This is a genomic window from Jannaschia pagri (genome assembly GCF_019655435.1).
GTDB lineage: Bacteria > Pseudomonadota > Alphaproteobacteria > Rhodobacterales > Rhodobacteraceae > Jannaschia > Jannaschia pagri.
This window is the reverse complement of sequence record NZ_BPFH01000010.1, coordinates 12706-27070: the sequence shown is the minus strand read 5'-3', so window position 1 is coordinate 27070 and position 14365 is coordinate 12706. Positions and strand designations below refer to the sequence as shown.

Sequence of the window (14365 nt, the reverse complement as noted above, 5' to 3'; positions counted from 1 at the left end):
ATGCCACGCCTTATCCTTGCCGCGGCCCTGATCGCCGCCGGCCCTGCCGCGGCTCACTACGGTATGATTATCCCATCCGACCCCATGATCGCCCAGGATGAGGGGCGCTCGGTTGATTTGATGGTGTCTTTCTCCCACCCGTTTGAGGAAGACGGGATGATCCTGGAACGGCCCGAGACCTTTACCGTCACCCACGGGGGCGAGACGACGGATCTGCTCGGCGCCCTGTCCGAGGCCACCGTCATGGGGGAGCCGGGCTATACCCTGACCCATGCGCTCGACCGTCCTGGCACCCATGTCTTCGCCATGACCCCCGTCCCCTATTGGGAACCTGCCGAAGACGCCTTCATCCAGCATTTCACCAAGACCTACGTGTCGGCCTATGACGATGACGAAGGTTGGGACGCGGAGCTTGGCCTGCGCACCGAGATTGTGCCCCTGTCCAAACCCTTCGGCCTCTGGGAGGGGAACATCTTCCAAGGGATCGTCCACCTGGAAGGGGAGCCGGTGCCCTATGCCGAGATCGAGGTGGAGTTCTACAACGAGGGCCAGCAGACCTCTGCCCCGTCCGAGTTGATGATTACCCAGACGATCAAGGCCGATGCCGATGGCGTGTTCACCTACGCCGCGCCCTCTGCCGGGTGGTGGGGCTTTGCCGCGCTCAACACGGCGCCTGAGACCATGGCCCAGGACGGGGTCGAAAAGGCCGTTGAACTGGGCGCCGTGATCTGGGTCCGGTTCGAGGCGTGGCAGTGATCCGCAGCCTCATTCTGATCTGTGCGCTGGCCCTTGGGGGGCCGGCCTTGGCCCACCGGGTGACCGTCTTCGCCTCGGTCCAGGCGGCGGAGGCCGGAGAGGTCGTCGTGGTGGAGGCCAAGTTCTCCACCGGGCGCGTCCCCACCCAGGGCGACGTGCTGGTCGAGGACGCCAGCGGCACCCTGCTGGCCACCTACCCGCTTGAGGACGGCGTGGCGCGTTTCCCCCTGGACAGGACGGTCGCGGCGGGCGGTTTGTCGATCACCGTCAAGACCGACGACGACCATGAGGGGTACTGGCTGCTGACCCCCGCCGATCTGGGCGGCGGCGCATGAGGGCGGCTGTCGCAGCGGTCCTATTGATGGCCGCGCCCGCTTGGGCCCAGGATCGCCCCGTGATCGTCGCCGACAGCTATCCCATGGCCTATTTCGCCGAACGGTTGACCGGCGGGGCTGCTGAGGTCCGCTTGGCGGTGCCCGAAGGGCGCGACCCGTCGTCCTGGCGCCCGGGTCTGTCGGACATCATCGAGATCCAGGCCGCCGATCTGATCGTGCTCAACGGTGCTGGCCTGTCCGATTGGACCACCCGCGCCGCCCTGCCCCGCGCCCGCACCGTCGAGACGGCACGCGGTCTGGAAGCAGCGTTCATCGCGACCGAAACCATCACCCACAGTCACGGGGAAGAGGGCAGCCATAGCCATGAAGGCGTGGCGACCCACACCTGGCTGGACCTCGACCTTGCGGCCCAACAGGCGGAGGTTTTAGCCACCGCTTTGGGCCGCGCATTGCCCGAGGCAACGCCCGACGATGCCCTGACCACGCTGCTATCGGACCTGCAGGCCTTGGACGTCCAAGGCGACGCCTTGGTAGCGGACATGCCCGTCCCTGTGATCGCAAGCCACCCCCGGTATGAATACCTTGGCCAAGCCTATGGGCTATCGGTTACGTCGCTCGACTGGGAGGCAGGGGCCACGCCCGACGCTGCTCAGCTCATTGAGTTGCGCGGGCGCATGGCCGAGACCGGCGCGGGCGTCTTTCTCTGGGAAGCCGCGCCCCCCGACGCCGCTCGCGAGGCCGTCGCAGCCCTTGGGCTGGCCCAAGCGGTCTTCCCGCCATTGGCCATGCCTCCGGAGCAAGGTGATTTCCTAGACGCCTTCCGCCAGGGCCTGAGCGATTTGGAAACCGCCCTCACCACCAGCGAGTGAACGCCTCCCATTGGGGGCGCACGGCGCTCAGGGCGTCGCGCCCTCCTCGACCGCGGCAAGAGTCTCGAACAGAGCATCGTCCAGGGACAAGCCGCTGTTAGGTGCCGTCAGCAGGACATCGCCGTAAAAGATCGAATTCGCCCCGGCCATAAAGCACAGGATCTGATCGCTGACGGAAAAGCCGTCCCGCCCCGCCGACAGCCGCACGCGCGCCTTGGGCATCAGGATACGTGCCGCGGCCACCATGCGCACCATCTCCATGGGACGGATGCGCGGCAGATGGCCCAGGGGCGTGCCCGGCACGGGGATCAGCGCATTGATTGGCACGCTTTCGGGCTGCGGATCAAAACCGGCCAGCACGGCGAGCAAATCCGCGCGGTCCCGCAGGCTTTCGCCCATCCCGATAATGCCGCCGCAGCAGATGCTGACACCGGCCGCACGCACATGGTCCAGGGTTTCCAACCGATCCCGATAGGTCCGCGTGCCGATGATCTCAGCATAGAACTCGGGACCCGTGTCCAGATTGTGGTTGTAGGCGGTCAGCCCTGCGTCGGCCAAGGCCTGGGCCTGATGTTGCTCCAACATGCCGAGCGTGACGCAGGCTTCCATCCCCAGGGCGCGGACGCCCCGGATCATGTCGAGGACAGCCTCGAACTCCGCCCCATCGCGCACCCGGCGCCAGGCGGCGCCCATGCAGAACCGCTCCGCCCCCGCCGCTTGGGCGCGGGCGGCCATCTCGACCACCGTATCGGGGGCCATGAAGTGCTCCTTCTGCAACCCGACCTCTTTGTGGTGGGCCGATTGGGGGCAATAGGCGCAATCCTCCGGGCAACCGCCGGTCTTGATGCTCAGCAAGCTGGCCTTTTGTATATCCTCCACATCGTGGTGGGCCCGGTGGACCTCCGCCGCGCGATGCAGAAGCGTCAGCAGAGGGCTGCGCAGCAGGGCCTCGGCCTGATCCGCAAGGGAGGCGTCCTTCCGGTCGGAAACGTCCAGCACCGGGTCAGCCCCGCACAAAGCGGCGCAGCGCGGTGGGCGCCGCCACGGTCAGGACAGCCGCCAGCGCGACCTTCACGATGTCACCCAGCAGGAAAGGCGTCACCCCAAGGGCCAGCAGCTGTTCGGACGGAACAAACTGCGACAGCCAAGCCACGCCCAGGGCATAGATCGCCGCCAGGCCCATCGGCATGGCCAGCCAGACGGCCTGACGCCCAAACCGGTCCACGGCCCAGCCCACGCCAATGGCCGCAACCAAAAAGCCCAGCAGATATCCGCCCGTCGGCCCCACCATGTAGGCGAGCCCAAGGCCCTTTTCCGGGGTTCCCGCAAACACCGGCAGCCCTGCCGCACCAGCGGCGAGGTAGGATGCCACGCTGCTCGCACCGAACCGCAGCCCACCAAGGCCCGCCAGCAGCAGCACAGCCGCGACTTGCAGGGTCATGGGCACCGTCAGAAACGGGACCGAGACCTTCGCCGACAGCGTCAGGAGCGATACCGCCAGGGCATACATGACGATCCGCTGGGGGGCGAAGACCTTTGATGTGGTGTCCATTTTCTGCATGACGAGCGCCTTTATCTATAAAATTTCCAGTGACTCGAAGCATGGATAATCTTTGTAGATTTACGGCTCAAGGGCAGAAATGATCTTACCGGTTCAAGTGCCGGGCCAGGACGTGGCAGGCCTTGTCGGCATCCCGCGCCCGCATGGCCTCAACGATCGCCCCGTGATCGCGATCCGAGGTCTTGACCCACCCTTTGCGCCACCGGGAATGGAAGCGGTGGGCCGACAGCCGCTGCAAGGGCTCGATCCGTCGCAGGAGCAGGGGACGGGCACAGGGTGACAAAATCGCCAAGTGAAACCGCCGATTGGCCCGCTCCCACACGATTGGGTCCTCCGCCACATCACAGGCCGTCCGGGCCGCTTCAATCTTGCTCAGGTCTTCGGCGTCGAGCTGCGCCGTGGCCTGCCGCAGGGCCAGAGGTTCCAGCGCCAAGCGCATCTGCTGAATGTCGTCGAGGTCCGATGCGGACAGCGAAAAAACCCGAACGCCCCGCCGAGGCTCCGAGGTGGCCAACTCCATTTGCACAAGCCTTTGCAGGGCCTCACGCACGGGCACATGGCTGCTTTGAAACCGCTCAGCGATATGGTCTTGGCCCAGGCGCGCACCGGGGGCGAACTCACCTCGAATGATCTCTTCGGCGAGGACATCGGCGATCTGTTCGGATTTTGTAGATAAAACACCCATGGAGTGCATCTAACGGATCCCACGGAATAGTCGAACGACAATCGCGATCCAGCCCCACCGCATAGGCCGGACATGGGGGCGTCAATCACCCAGATCGGCAAATGTCGCCTTAAGCCGCGCCTCCTGGAACTCCGACAGCGCCGTGCTGTCATAGACGATCCCACCGCCCACGTTCAGGCGCGCGCGCCCGTTTGGGTCCAACAGGATCGTGCGAATGGCCACGTTGAAGGCCATGCTGCCGTCGGGCGCTATCCAACCAATCGCCCCACAGTAAAGGCCACGGGGCGCGTCCTCCAACTCCGACAGGATCTGCATGGCCCGGATTTTCGGCGCGCCCGTGATGCTGCCACAAGGAAAGAGAGCGGTCAGTGTGTCTTGCAAACCGACATTGGCCCGACGGTCTGAGACGACCTCGGACACCATTTGATGGACCGTGGCGTAGCTTTCCACCTCGAACAGCATAGGCACCCGGACGCTGCCCGTGATCGATATCCGCGACAGGTCGTTCCGCAAAAGATCGGTGATCATCAGGTTCTCGGCCCGGTCCTTCTCTGCAGCGATAAGCTGGTCCCGGAGGCGCTTGTCCTGGCGGGCATCCCGGCTGCGCGGTCGCGTGCCCTTCATGGGGCGGGTGCGCATGGTGCCACTGGTGGAGACCGAAAAGAACAACTCTGGCGAGCGGGACAAGGCAATCTGCCCGCCCAGATCGACAAAGGCGCCATGGGGCACCGGTTGGCGGGCGCGCAGACGGTCGTAGAGGTCGAAGGGACACCCGCTCCAATCGGCGAACATCGGAAAGGTCAGGTTCGCCTGGTAGATGTCGCCTTGCCCGAGAAACCCGTGAACGGCGTCAAAGGCGTCACGGTAACGCTCCAGCGTCCAGTCGGGCGTGAAGCTGCCCAGCCGCCCGGTCCCCTGCGACGACCGGTCGGGCAGGGCGTGCGGCGCGTCGTACACACCGAAGCGCAGCAGGGGCGCGTCCCGCCGCGCAGGCATCCGGTCCGCCAACACCGGGACCAGCGCATACCCCAACTCGTAGGACAGCGTTCCGGCGAGCCATTGGCCACGGGCCGTCGCACGCTCTAGCCGGTCAAAGGCCTGCGCGACCTCCTCGGGCTGCCAGGCTTCGATCAGATCAACGGGGTCCGAAAACTGGGTCCCTGCGCCCAGCGGACCCGTGTCAAAGGCAATGACGCCACTCGGATCGCGGGCCGTCACCTAGAAATCTGCCGCCAATCGCAGAGATCGCAGCGGGCGCACGATCTCCACGCATTCGTCGTAGATCGGGTGGGCACGATAGGCCGCAAGCGCTTCGGGGCTGTCGAACTCCGCATAGACCACGACGTCCACATCGTTGGAGTAGCGATCTTCGTTTCGGTTCCGGCGCACCTCGAAATGGCCCACCGATGGGATGTCTTTCAACATCCACAGGCCCTCAATGATTTGGTCGATGGTATCGGGATGCTTGCTGCTGAACAGGACAACATGGCGAATGGGCCGGGTATCAGACATTCTCGGGACCTCATGGGAAAACCGCTGCGCATTCGGACCGGGGCACAGGCGAACCGCCCGGACCCTCGCCGTTTCGGCGCGATGTTTGCGACACCGCAGAAGCCGCCGCAAGGGAAGACGATCACGCCACGTGGTCCGAGCGATTGGGTGTGAATCTGCGCTTGCCCTAGGAGGCCAACCGATCAGCGATGTGGAGGTCTCTAGGGTTGATTTGAGAGCTTCGTGCCAGTGTGCAAGTCACCCTTCGCAGGTGATGGTGTTCCGGTGGATGACCCTCCGGCTGACGACGCCCCAATTGCCGCGTTTTCCCACCGCCAACACGCGTGGAACAGGCTCTGATAGGGAATTTAGAGCCTAAATCTCCTATCTCAGCAGCGTCGGACACCCAACGCACCTACCCTGCGGGCACGCCGCGCGGCCTGCATGGGTCACGCCGCCTGGAACCTCAAGCACAGTCGCAGCGTTCTACGCCGAAGCGTGGATGGTCCAAACGGGCCCACCCTTCTGGCCCAAACAAAAGGACGCCGCCATGACGAAACACGCGCAGCACATGGTGCACGCCCAAACGATCGACGCGGTGCGCAGGCCAGATGGTCCGGGCCCGACTATCGGGGCCGCGATGTCGAAGTCCAAGGAGATCTGCGTAAAGCCACATGCCTGTCGGCGACTTGGCCCGGCGATTCGCATAGGCGGCGTCTTCCGACGACAGGTCTCATACCGCGCAAACCCTCCCTTGGCAGAGGACATCCCCAATGCCGCGTAACCTTCGGGCGGCCCCACCGGTGATCTATGAGATCTTTCCCCGCGCCTTTCTCGACACGACCGGCAACGGCATCGGGGACCTGCGAGGCGTCGCGACCAAGCTGGATTACATTGCCGACCTGGGCGTCGATGCGATCTGGCTGGCCCCCTTTTACCCCTCGCCCCTCGTGGATGCGGGGTACGACGTGGCAGACCATCGCGCGGTCCACCCCGACCTCGGCACGCTCGCGGATTTCGACGCCCTGGTGGCCGCTGCCGATGCGCGGGGCCTGGGCGTGCTTGTGGATCTGGTTCTCAACCACACCTCAACCCTGGACCCCCGGTTCCAAGCGGCCCTTGCCGGCGACGATGCGGCGGCGGCCCATTACGTCTTTCGCGATCCAAAACCGGACGGCAGCCCCCCGAACAACTGGATGTCCTTTTTCGGTGGCCCGGCCTGGTATTGGTCCCATGAGCGGTCTCAGTATTACCTGCATCAGTTCACGTCCCATCAGCCGTCGCTGGACCTGCGCAACGACGCCGTACAGGCCGATATTGAGCGGACAGTCCGGTTTTGGCGCGACCGGGGTGTCAGCGGGTTTCGCCTAGATGTGGTCACAGCCTATCTGTTCGACCCGTCCTTGGCCGACAATCCCCCCGCTTCGCCCGAGGCGCGGGCCAAGATCGAAGGCCCCGCCGCCTCCCCCTATGCCTATCAAGACCATATCCACGACATGCTGCCCGGCGACGGCGCCGCCTGGACCGAGCGGTTGCGGGCCTGGGCCGGGGAAGACCTGTGGCTGGTGGGGGAATGCAATACCGGCAACCAATCCCTAGAGGTGGCCAAGGCGTTCTGCGCGCCGGGGCGCCTCGATGCCATGTATACCACGGATATGCCCGCCAGCGCCCACCGGCCCGAGGCCTTCGCCCCGATTTTCGAGGCGATGGAGGGACAGGATTGGATCCTGCCCTGGTGGTTCAGCAGCCACGATCAACCGCGCCCTGCCTCCCGCATGCCGGACGTGCCGCCGCCCCAAATGGCGCGGTTCTTGGCCACGATCCTCTGCGCGATGCCTGGACCACTGCTGCTGTATCAAGGCGAAGAACTGGGCCTTCCGCAGCCGGACCTGCCGAAGGACGCCATCGACGACCCGTTCGAGCTGCGCTTCTGGCCCGACGGACCGGGGCGGCCGGGGCCCCGTGTGCCCCTGCCCTGGACCGATACGCCGGGAACCTATGGGTTCACGACCGGCCAACCAACGCTCCCAATGAATTGGAGCCCAGACCTTGCGGTCAGCCACCAGGCGGCGGACCCGCATAGCGTGCTGGGCTATTACCGCCGAATGCTGTCCTTGCGCCGGGCCAAGGGCTTTGCCACCGGACAGTCGCACCAGGTTGAGCAGGCGGGCGAGGTGCTGTCGGTCACCTTCCAGTCCGGCGGGCAGCGGTATCGCGCCGTGATGAACTTCGGCCCCCTATGCGAGGTCCCACCCCAGGGCGCGCCCCTGCTGGAGACCAACCCCGGCGAAAGGACCCTGCCCAAGATGGGCGCTCGCATCGAGCACCTCTGATCGACGCGAGTATCGACTAACAGGACGCAAAACGTGGTTGGTCTTCGGGGCGTTCCTAGGAGTGGCCACGTCGACCTTGGCGTCCTCTTGGCATGAGAAGGTAGCCACGCGCGCCTAGCGTTGGACGAGCCGACAAAGCCCGCATCCTAAGAAGCGCCAGAGGTCTCCGAACCGGAGCCGCACGACACCCTGTGGTCACGTCCACCCATAGCCCAGGCACCCCATCCGGCCTCATGGAACCAAACAATGCAATTCAGCGACGCGCTCACGGGTGGCTCGGGGCACACCTGCGCGGTCTGCGTGGTGCGACCAGTCGGCGACCGCTTGGGCCACGTCTTGCAGGATCCCGTCGCGCCGCGCCGCCGGGACGCCCACGTCGCGGGCCAAACGCTCCAACGCGGGGCGATCCACATCCCGCCCGGCGCCGCCGATGGCCAGGCTATGCTCACCGCCCGGTCCATCTGACGGCGTCAGGTCATAGGCCGGAGACAGACGCCACCGCCACGCCCCCTGCCCGTCCAGATCCATCAGAGCGGCGTGTTGCCGCCCGTGATCATCCCGATTGTGGGCCATGGCGTTGAAGGCCGCGCGGCGAAACCCTTCCTCGATGGCGCGCTGGTCGCGGGTAAGCTGTCCGATCCACGTCAACAGCGTCGCATAGTCGAAGGCATAGTTCCGATGTTCGCTGTCCAGCGCCCCAGAGGCCGACAGCATGTGCCACCGGCGCAGTCGCGCCCCTTGCTTTGTCGCCATCACCTGCCGATCAAACCGCCGCGCGGCAAAGAACCGGCGCCCATCGGAGCCGGTCACGACGCGCGTCGGGGGCATGTCGATCCCGGCGGCGCGGGCCATGGTGGCATAGGCCTGTTCCACGACCGCGATGTCGCGGCCATCTTCCTGCGCCGGGAACTTTACGATCCAATGGTCAAAGGCCGGGTCGGGCGGCGCCGAGGCCGCGCGCAACACGGGGTCCTCCCCTGGCCCAATCTGACAGACGATCTTGGGACGCGCCCCGCCGGAGCCGCCCAAGGCCGCCCGCAAGCGCGGCGCATCGGCCAGCGCAACATCACCCGCGTCGCACAGCACCCGCTGGGCCGCTTGGGCCAGGGCCGCGACATCGGGGGCGCCGTCATCCGCCCGCGCCGCCTCCGGCTGATAGGACAGCGCGCCCATGCCGCCCTCGCCCACGACGGCCAGACGGTCCACTGGGGTCAGATCACTATGGCGCAGACCCCGGGCCGCCGCTTCCCGGTCGACCAACAGGGTCCCCCATCCGTCGGGCAAACTGTCGGCGAAAACACCGTGGAGTCCTCCGAACTCCGCGCCATTCCCCTGTGTTAGTCCCTGATCCAGGCGCAGCGCATGGGGCGACAAGGGCAAGCGTCCGGCGGTGGCATCGGGCTCAAAGACCGCGACGCGGCGCTGGCGGGACCAAGCCAACCGCCCCACCGGGACGGTCCGACAGGCGTCGTCCCCCATGGCCAGATCCCGCAGCGTGACCGTCAGGGTCTGACCCAAGGGCCAAGGGGGCAACGCTCCGGTCATCGCCTGCGGTCCCGATCCTTGGCCTCTTGTGACAGGAGGGTATCCAGATCGTCGGGCAGCCCCTGGTCGGGCGCAAAGATCTGCGCGATCTCATCGTCGCGGGCCAGGGCACGCGCCAGGCGCACGACTGTCAAAAAGGGCGCAAGCCCCGTCTCTTCAAAACGGCGCAGGGTCGGCACGGGAACACCAGCGCGGCCCCCCAGGTCTTTCCGCGTCCAACGGCGGGCCAGGCGCAGCTCTTTGAGCGCGGCCCCCGCTGCTTGGGCGGAGTCTTCGGGTGATGCGATATGAAGGGATACAACCATATCAACCTGTACCCTATTCAGGGTCTAATTGATATGGGGATATCACACCTCTACAAGGATAATCTCCTCTGACGTGGTCCTCGGCTATGTTTAGGGCGGGCGAGGAAGACGATAGCAACAACGCGCTTGGCGCTGGACGGCATTGTCAGGGGCGCCGGTCCCCTTCCCCACATGGTCTTACTCGCCGTCCGGCGATCAAAGCACCGTGACATGAGTGTCTAACAAAGGCGCAGAAGGACATGCGGGCCACTACAATAGCGACGAAAGAGAGCATGGAAATAACAAGCAAACGGTATTCAGACGAAGACATCCTGACGCTCCTATGTCGCTGGCTTCGCCATGTGACCCCAGGCAGGACCTGCGAAACAAGACCCAGCCATAGCGTGTCTAAGATGATCAACTGACGCACCCTTGAGCAGCTTTTGCCACTTTACCGCTATCGCCAAACATCTCATGGCTGGGGCTACACAATACTGGACACCCGAGAAACGGACCTATCATTCAATTGCGATGAACCACTTTACAGACCGCGCTTCAACAATAACGCCCAAAAGAAATTACAGCCACGTCAGGCCACCGAAATGAAGCTCCGATGGAAGAGACTATTTTTTTATCGCTGGTTGATGGGAAAATCCAGGGGCCAAAGGATCCTGTTATCACTGTTCTTGAGTGTACTTACGATCCTGTTGGCTGCTTTCGTCGGGTTCCTTCACCTGATGGTGATGCTGTTTACTGAGACGACGACACAAACACTCGGCGGTTTTTTTCTGCTTATGCCATTCACGGCATATATGCTTTACGCGACATATGCGACTACGATCGTGCTCTTGCGCTCTCTCGTGGTAGACTAAAAAGAAGATCTGGACCGCGCCGCGAAGTCGATTAAAGGGCGGCGCCCTGAGCCGAAAGCCGCGCCCGCCAACCGTGTCTTCCAAGGCAGCTTTGTCGCGCCCCGTCTATTTCGGTGACGACTCGGGACTGGGCGCCGAAGCTGATACGTATCGGCCTGTTAATCAGCGACCGAAGCCATACCGCTGAGCGGCCGCGTCCCCTGGTGTGACAAGCGCCCAACAACCGCGCGCGCGCCGCAAACCGTACAAATTTGTAAGCCACCCGACAGCGTCAGGTGACCCAAACCTGGCACACCCCCCGCACCGTTCCCCCGTCTGCGGAGACCCCATGCGCGCGTTTCAACTATCAGCCGCCACGCTTTTCCTCCTGGCCCATATCCTCCTCGTCGTACCCTTCGTTCCCCTGGCGAGTGTTCTGCCAGCGGGCTTGGGGGCGCTGTCAATGTCGTCGATGGCGCTGTCGCTCATCCTGGCCGCGCGCTGGCGTGTGGTGGACCGATTGATGGGCGGGCCGGACAAGTCCTATGTGGCACATCGCTGGCTGGGGTTTTTCGCGGTTGGCGGGGCGCTCGGCCACTGGGCCCTGGCCTCGTCGTTTGGCGCAGGTGTTCTGCCCGTTCTCGCCGAGAGCGGGGAAGAGGTCGGCACCATGGCCGCGCTCGGCCTCGTGATCCTGACGGCCGCCGCGATGGTGCGGGCCATTCCCTACCATCTTTGGAAGGCGAGCCACATGCTGATGGGTCCGGTGTTCCTGCTCGCGTCCTATCATACCTTTTTCGTCGCAAGCCCGCTGGCCGTCGCGGCCGCTCCCTGGACGCTGATGGCGGTGGTCTCCATCGTCGGGCTGGCGGCCTGGATCCAGACGCTCCTGCGCAAGCGGTCCCCCACCCAACGTGTCACCGTCAGTCGGGTGACGCGGTTTGAGGGTGGAGTCGATGTGACCCTGGCGTCTGATGCGCCCCTGCCGCCCTTTCGAGCCGGACAGTTCGCGACCCTGGCCCGCACACATGCACGGGCAGAGGCCCATCCCTTCACGATTGCGGGCGGGGACGCATGGTCGCGCCGCTTCGTGATCCGGGCGGCGGGCGATTGGACGGAGGAACTGGTCAGGGATGTGGCCAAGGGCGATGCGCTCCGCCTGGGGCGGGGGGTTGGACGGTTCCTGCCGCGCGTGGACGCGGATCGGCCCGAGCAGCTCTGGGTCGCGGGCGGCGTGGGGATCACGCCGTTCCTGGCAGCGCTGGACCGGATGGAACCCGATGATGGCGCGAAGATCACGCTGCTCTTTTGTATCCGGTCGCGCGGCTCCGCTGGGGGCCTAGTGGATGTCGAACGGCACGCCGCGCGCCTGCCGCAGGTCCACCTCACCCTGTTGGGCGACCTGGAGGGCAAGCGCCTGACCCCCGGCGGCCTGGGGGAGATTGCGCGGACCATGGCGCCCGAGGCGGAGGCCTACCTGTGCGGCCCGGAAGGGTTGAAGACCCTTGTGACAACCGCCTGGGCGGCAGCCGGTCGCGCGGGTAAAGTCCATGGGGAACGCTTCGACTTCCGGGGGGCCTACGGGTTGACCGACCTGATCTACATTGGGCAGCCTTATTTGGACGCGGCCTGGACTTGGGCCGCCCCAAAACGGAAGGATGGCCATGCGCCTGTTGGTCCTTGAAGACGATCCAACACTTGGACCCTGGACGCAAAAGGGCCTGAGCGAGGCCGGCCATGTCGTCGATCTGATCCCAGACGGCAAGGATGCCTTGGTCGCCGCGATGGACCAAGACTACGACGTTTTGATCCTAGACCGGATGGTCCCCGGCTTGGACGGGCTGTCCGTCCTGAAAGCCCTGCGCCAAGCGAAAGTCACGACGCCTGCCCTCTTCCTGACGGCCCTAGGCGACGTCGATGACCGGATCGAGGGGCTGCGCGCGGGCGGGGACGACTACCTGGTGAAGCCCTTCGCATTCGGGGAGCTTCTGGCGCGGATCGACGCGCTCTTGCGGCGGCCCGGCACATCGGAGGCGCAGGCGTCCCAACTGCATGTGGGCGACATCGTCCTCGACCTGCACCGGCGCAGCTGCACACGACAAGGCCAAGCCGTGGACCTGAACCCGAAGGAGTTTCTGCTGCTCGAAGTCTTCATGCGCTCCAAGGGTCGGGTCCAGACCCGGACAATGCTGCTAGAGCGGGTCTGGAATCTGAGCTTCGACCCGACGACCAGCGTGGTTGAAACCCACATCAGCCGGTTGCGCGCCAAGATCGAAAAGCCCTTTGGTGACAGCGTGATCCGGACGATCCGGGGAACAGGCTATGTTCTCGACGCCCCTTAGCGCGCTGTTGCGCCTTTCGGCCATTCGGCAGGCGGTGCTGCTGCTCGGGGTGTTCTCGCTCGTGTCCCTAGCGGCCTGGGCGGCGACGTTCCTCCTGGTGCAGCGCGAGATGATCCGGGCGGTCGACCTGAGGCTCGTCGCGCGGATGGAGACGGCCCTGGCTACCCTCGCCGCCGGAGAGGCCCTGCCCGTGCCCGCCGATGAGGATGAGACCGCGTCCTTCGTCCGGACGAACCGACCCGATGGTTTCGACACCCGCGACGCGACCGGAAGCTCCGACGCGACACGATACCTCCTGCGGACGACCCCGCAGGGACGCCTCGAACTGGGGGAGGAGATCGAGCGCCAGGAAGAATTGCTCGACATCCTCGAAGGCGGCATGACGGCCAGCTTGGTCGCAACGCTCTTGGCGGCGAGCCTGGCGGGGCTCTGGACGGCGCGGCGGGCGCAGAGGCGGCTCGACAAGATTGGGACCGGCCTCGCTGCGGTGGCGCAGGGCGACCTGTCGCGGCGAATTGCGCTGGACGGCGCGGACGATCTGGGACTGCTCGCCTTGCGGATCGATGCCACCACGGCGCGCCTGGAGGATGCGATGACCGCCATGCGGGTGCAATCGTCGAACATCGCGCACGACCTGCGGACACCCATCGCGCGCCTAAGGGCCGGGTTGGAGGATGCCCTGACCGCGGCCACGGACCGAGGCGAGGCAGTCGATCCGGCCATGTTAGAGACTGCATTGAACCAGATCGACCGGATCACCGGAACCTTTGACGCGCTGCTTCGCCTGGCCCGGATCGAGAGCGGCACGGGGCGGGATGCCTTCACCCCTGTGGATCTTGGGGGCCTCGTCCAGGATGTGGCGGACACCTTCGGCCCGGTGGTCGAAGACGCGAACCAGACGCTTGCTACTGACGCCGCCCAGGCGGGCGGTGTGCGCGGGGATCGCGACTTGCTGGTCCAACTGCTTGCCAACCTGATCCAGAACGCCCTGCGGCACGGGGCCGAGCGGCAGACGATCACGATCCAGGCCCAGGGTCCGCGTCTCATGGTGACCGACGAAGGGCCGGGGATTCCGTTCGAGACCCGCGACGCCATGCTGCAACCGCTCCGACAGGGGGACGGCGCGCGGCGGGGCGAAGGGTACGGGCTGGGCCTGTCGCTGGTGCGCGCCATCGCCGAGCTGCATGGGGCGGAGCTGACCTTATCGGACGGACCAAACGGACGGGGCCTCCGCGTTGCCGTGACCTTCCCCAGCCTCACGGATCTGTAAAACGCCGCGAAGCGGGGTGCAAAGCGCAGCCCATACGACCCCT

General features: G+C 65.3%; 14 protein-coding genes. 7 read left to right on the top strand and 7 right to left on the bottom strand.

Translation table 11 applies throughout. The features are described from left to right. The 3 genes from K5R33_RS18220 to K5R33_RS18210 are packed head-to-tail and all read left to right on the top strand — an operon-like array spanning position 1 to position 1960. On the top strand, positions 1-756 hold the full coding sequence (locus K5R33_RS18220) for a DUF4198 domain-containing protein (protein WP_220750514.1): 756 nt from the start codon (positions 1-3) through the stop codon (positions 754-756). After that, complete coding sequence (locus tag K5R33_RS18215; RefSeq protein ID WP_220750513.1) at positions 753-1091, top strand: hypothetical protein; 339 nt, start codon at positions 753-755, stop codon at positions 1089-1091. Before K5R33_RS18220 ends, K5R33_RS18215 begins: the two co-directional genes overlap by 4 nt. Continuing rightward, a complete protein-coding gene (locus K5R33_RS18210) occupies positions 1088-1960 on the top strand; it encodes a metal ABC transporter substrate-binding protein (RefSeq protein ID WP_220750512.1) in 873 nt (290 codons plus the stop codon). Before K5R33_RS18215 ends, K5R33_RS18210 begins: the two co-directional genes overlap by 4 nt. A 27-nt stretch (positions 1961-1987) precedes the next feature. On the opposite strand, the gene bioB is transcribed toward K5R33_RS18210, so the two are convergent. The 5 genes from bioB to K5R33_RS18185 all read right to left on the bottom strand — a co-directional run bounded on the left by bioB (position 1988) and on the right by K5R33_RS18185 (position 5718). Further along, positions 1988-2959 (bottom strand): biotin synthase BioB, encoded by a 972-nt coding sequence (bioB, locus tag K5R33_RS18205; RefSeq protein ID WP_255576515.1) that lies wholly within the window; start codon positions 2957-2959, stop codon positions 1988-1990. A 4-nt stretch (positions 2960-2963) separates the two neighbouring features. Then, positions 2964-3521, bottom strand: a complete 558-nt coding sequence (locus K5R33_RS18200; RefSeq protein ID WP_220750511.1) for a biotin transporter BioY — start codon at positions 3519-3521, stop codon at positions 2964-2966. Positions 3522-3606: 85 nt separating this feature from the next. Further along, entirely contained in the window at positions 3607-4206 is a 600-nt protein-coding gene (locus K5R33_RS18195) for a GntR family transcriptional regulator (protein WP_220750510.1), read from the bottom strand. A gap of 81 nt (positions 4207-4287) precedes the next feature. After that, entirely contained in the window at positions 4288-5424 is a 1137-nt protein-coding gene (locus tag K5R33_RS18190) for an aminodeoxychorismate synthase component I (RefSeq protein ID WP_255576516.1), read from the bottom strand. Then, entirely contained in the window at positions 5425-5718 is a 294-nt protein-coding gene (locus tag K5R33_RS18185; protein ID WP_220750509.1) for a Dabb family protein, read from the bottom strand. It lies immediately after the preceding gene. A gap of 752 nt (positions 5719-6470) precedes the next feature. Here K5R33_RS18185 and K5R33_RS18180 point away from each other — a divergent pair. Further along, positions 6471-8030, top strand: a complete 1560-nt coding sequence (locus K5R33_RS18180; protein ID WP_220750508.1) for an alpha-amylase family glycosyl hydrolase — start codon at positions 6471-6473, stop codon at positions 8028-8030. A 231-nt stretch (positions 8031-8261) separates the two neighbouring features. Here K5R33_RS18180 and K5R33_RS18175 read toward each other — a convergent pair whose 3' ends face one another. Further along, a complete protein-coding gene (locus tag K5R33_RS18175) occupies positions 8262-9575 on the bottom strand; it encodes a type II toxin-antitoxin system HipA family toxin (RefSeq protein WP_220750507.1) in 1314 nt (437 codons plus the stop codon). Continuing rightward, a complete protein-coding gene (locus K5R33_RS18170) occupies positions 9572-9880 on the bottom strand; it encodes a helix-turn-helix domain-containing protein (RefSeq protein WP_220750506.1) in 309 nt (102 codons plus the stop codon). The genes K5R33_RS18175 and K5R33_RS18170 overlap by 4 nt, the downstream gene beginning before the upstream one ends. 1179 nt (positions 9881-11059) lie before the next feature. On the opposite strand from K5R33_RS18170, the gene K5R33_RS18165 reads away from it, so the two are divergent. Genes K5R33_RS18165 through K5R33_RS18155 form a run of 3 tightly spaced genes read left to right on the top strand, consistent with a single transcriptional unit; the run spans position 11060 to position 14322 of the window. Beyond that, a complete protein-coding gene (locus K5R33_RS18165; RefSeq protein WP_220750505.1) occupies positions 11060-12394 on the top strand; it encodes a ferredoxin reductase family protein in 1335 nt (444 codons plus the stop codon). Then, a complete protein-coding gene (locus tag K5R33_RS18160; RefSeq protein WP_220750504.1) occupies positions 12375-13052 on the top strand; it encodes a winged helix-turn-helix domain-containing protein in 678 nt (225 codons plus the stop codon). The genes K5R33_RS18165 and K5R33_RS18160 overlap by 20 nt, the downstream gene beginning before the upstream one ends. Then, positions 13033-14322, top strand: a complete 1290-nt coding sequence (locus tag K5R33_RS18155) for a sensor histidine kinase (protein ID WP_220750503.1) — start codon at positions 13033-13035, stop codon at positions 14320-14322. Before K5R33_RS18160 ends, K5R33_RS18155 begins: the two co-directional genes overlap by 20 nt. Positions 14323-14365 lie beyond the last annotated feature (43 nt).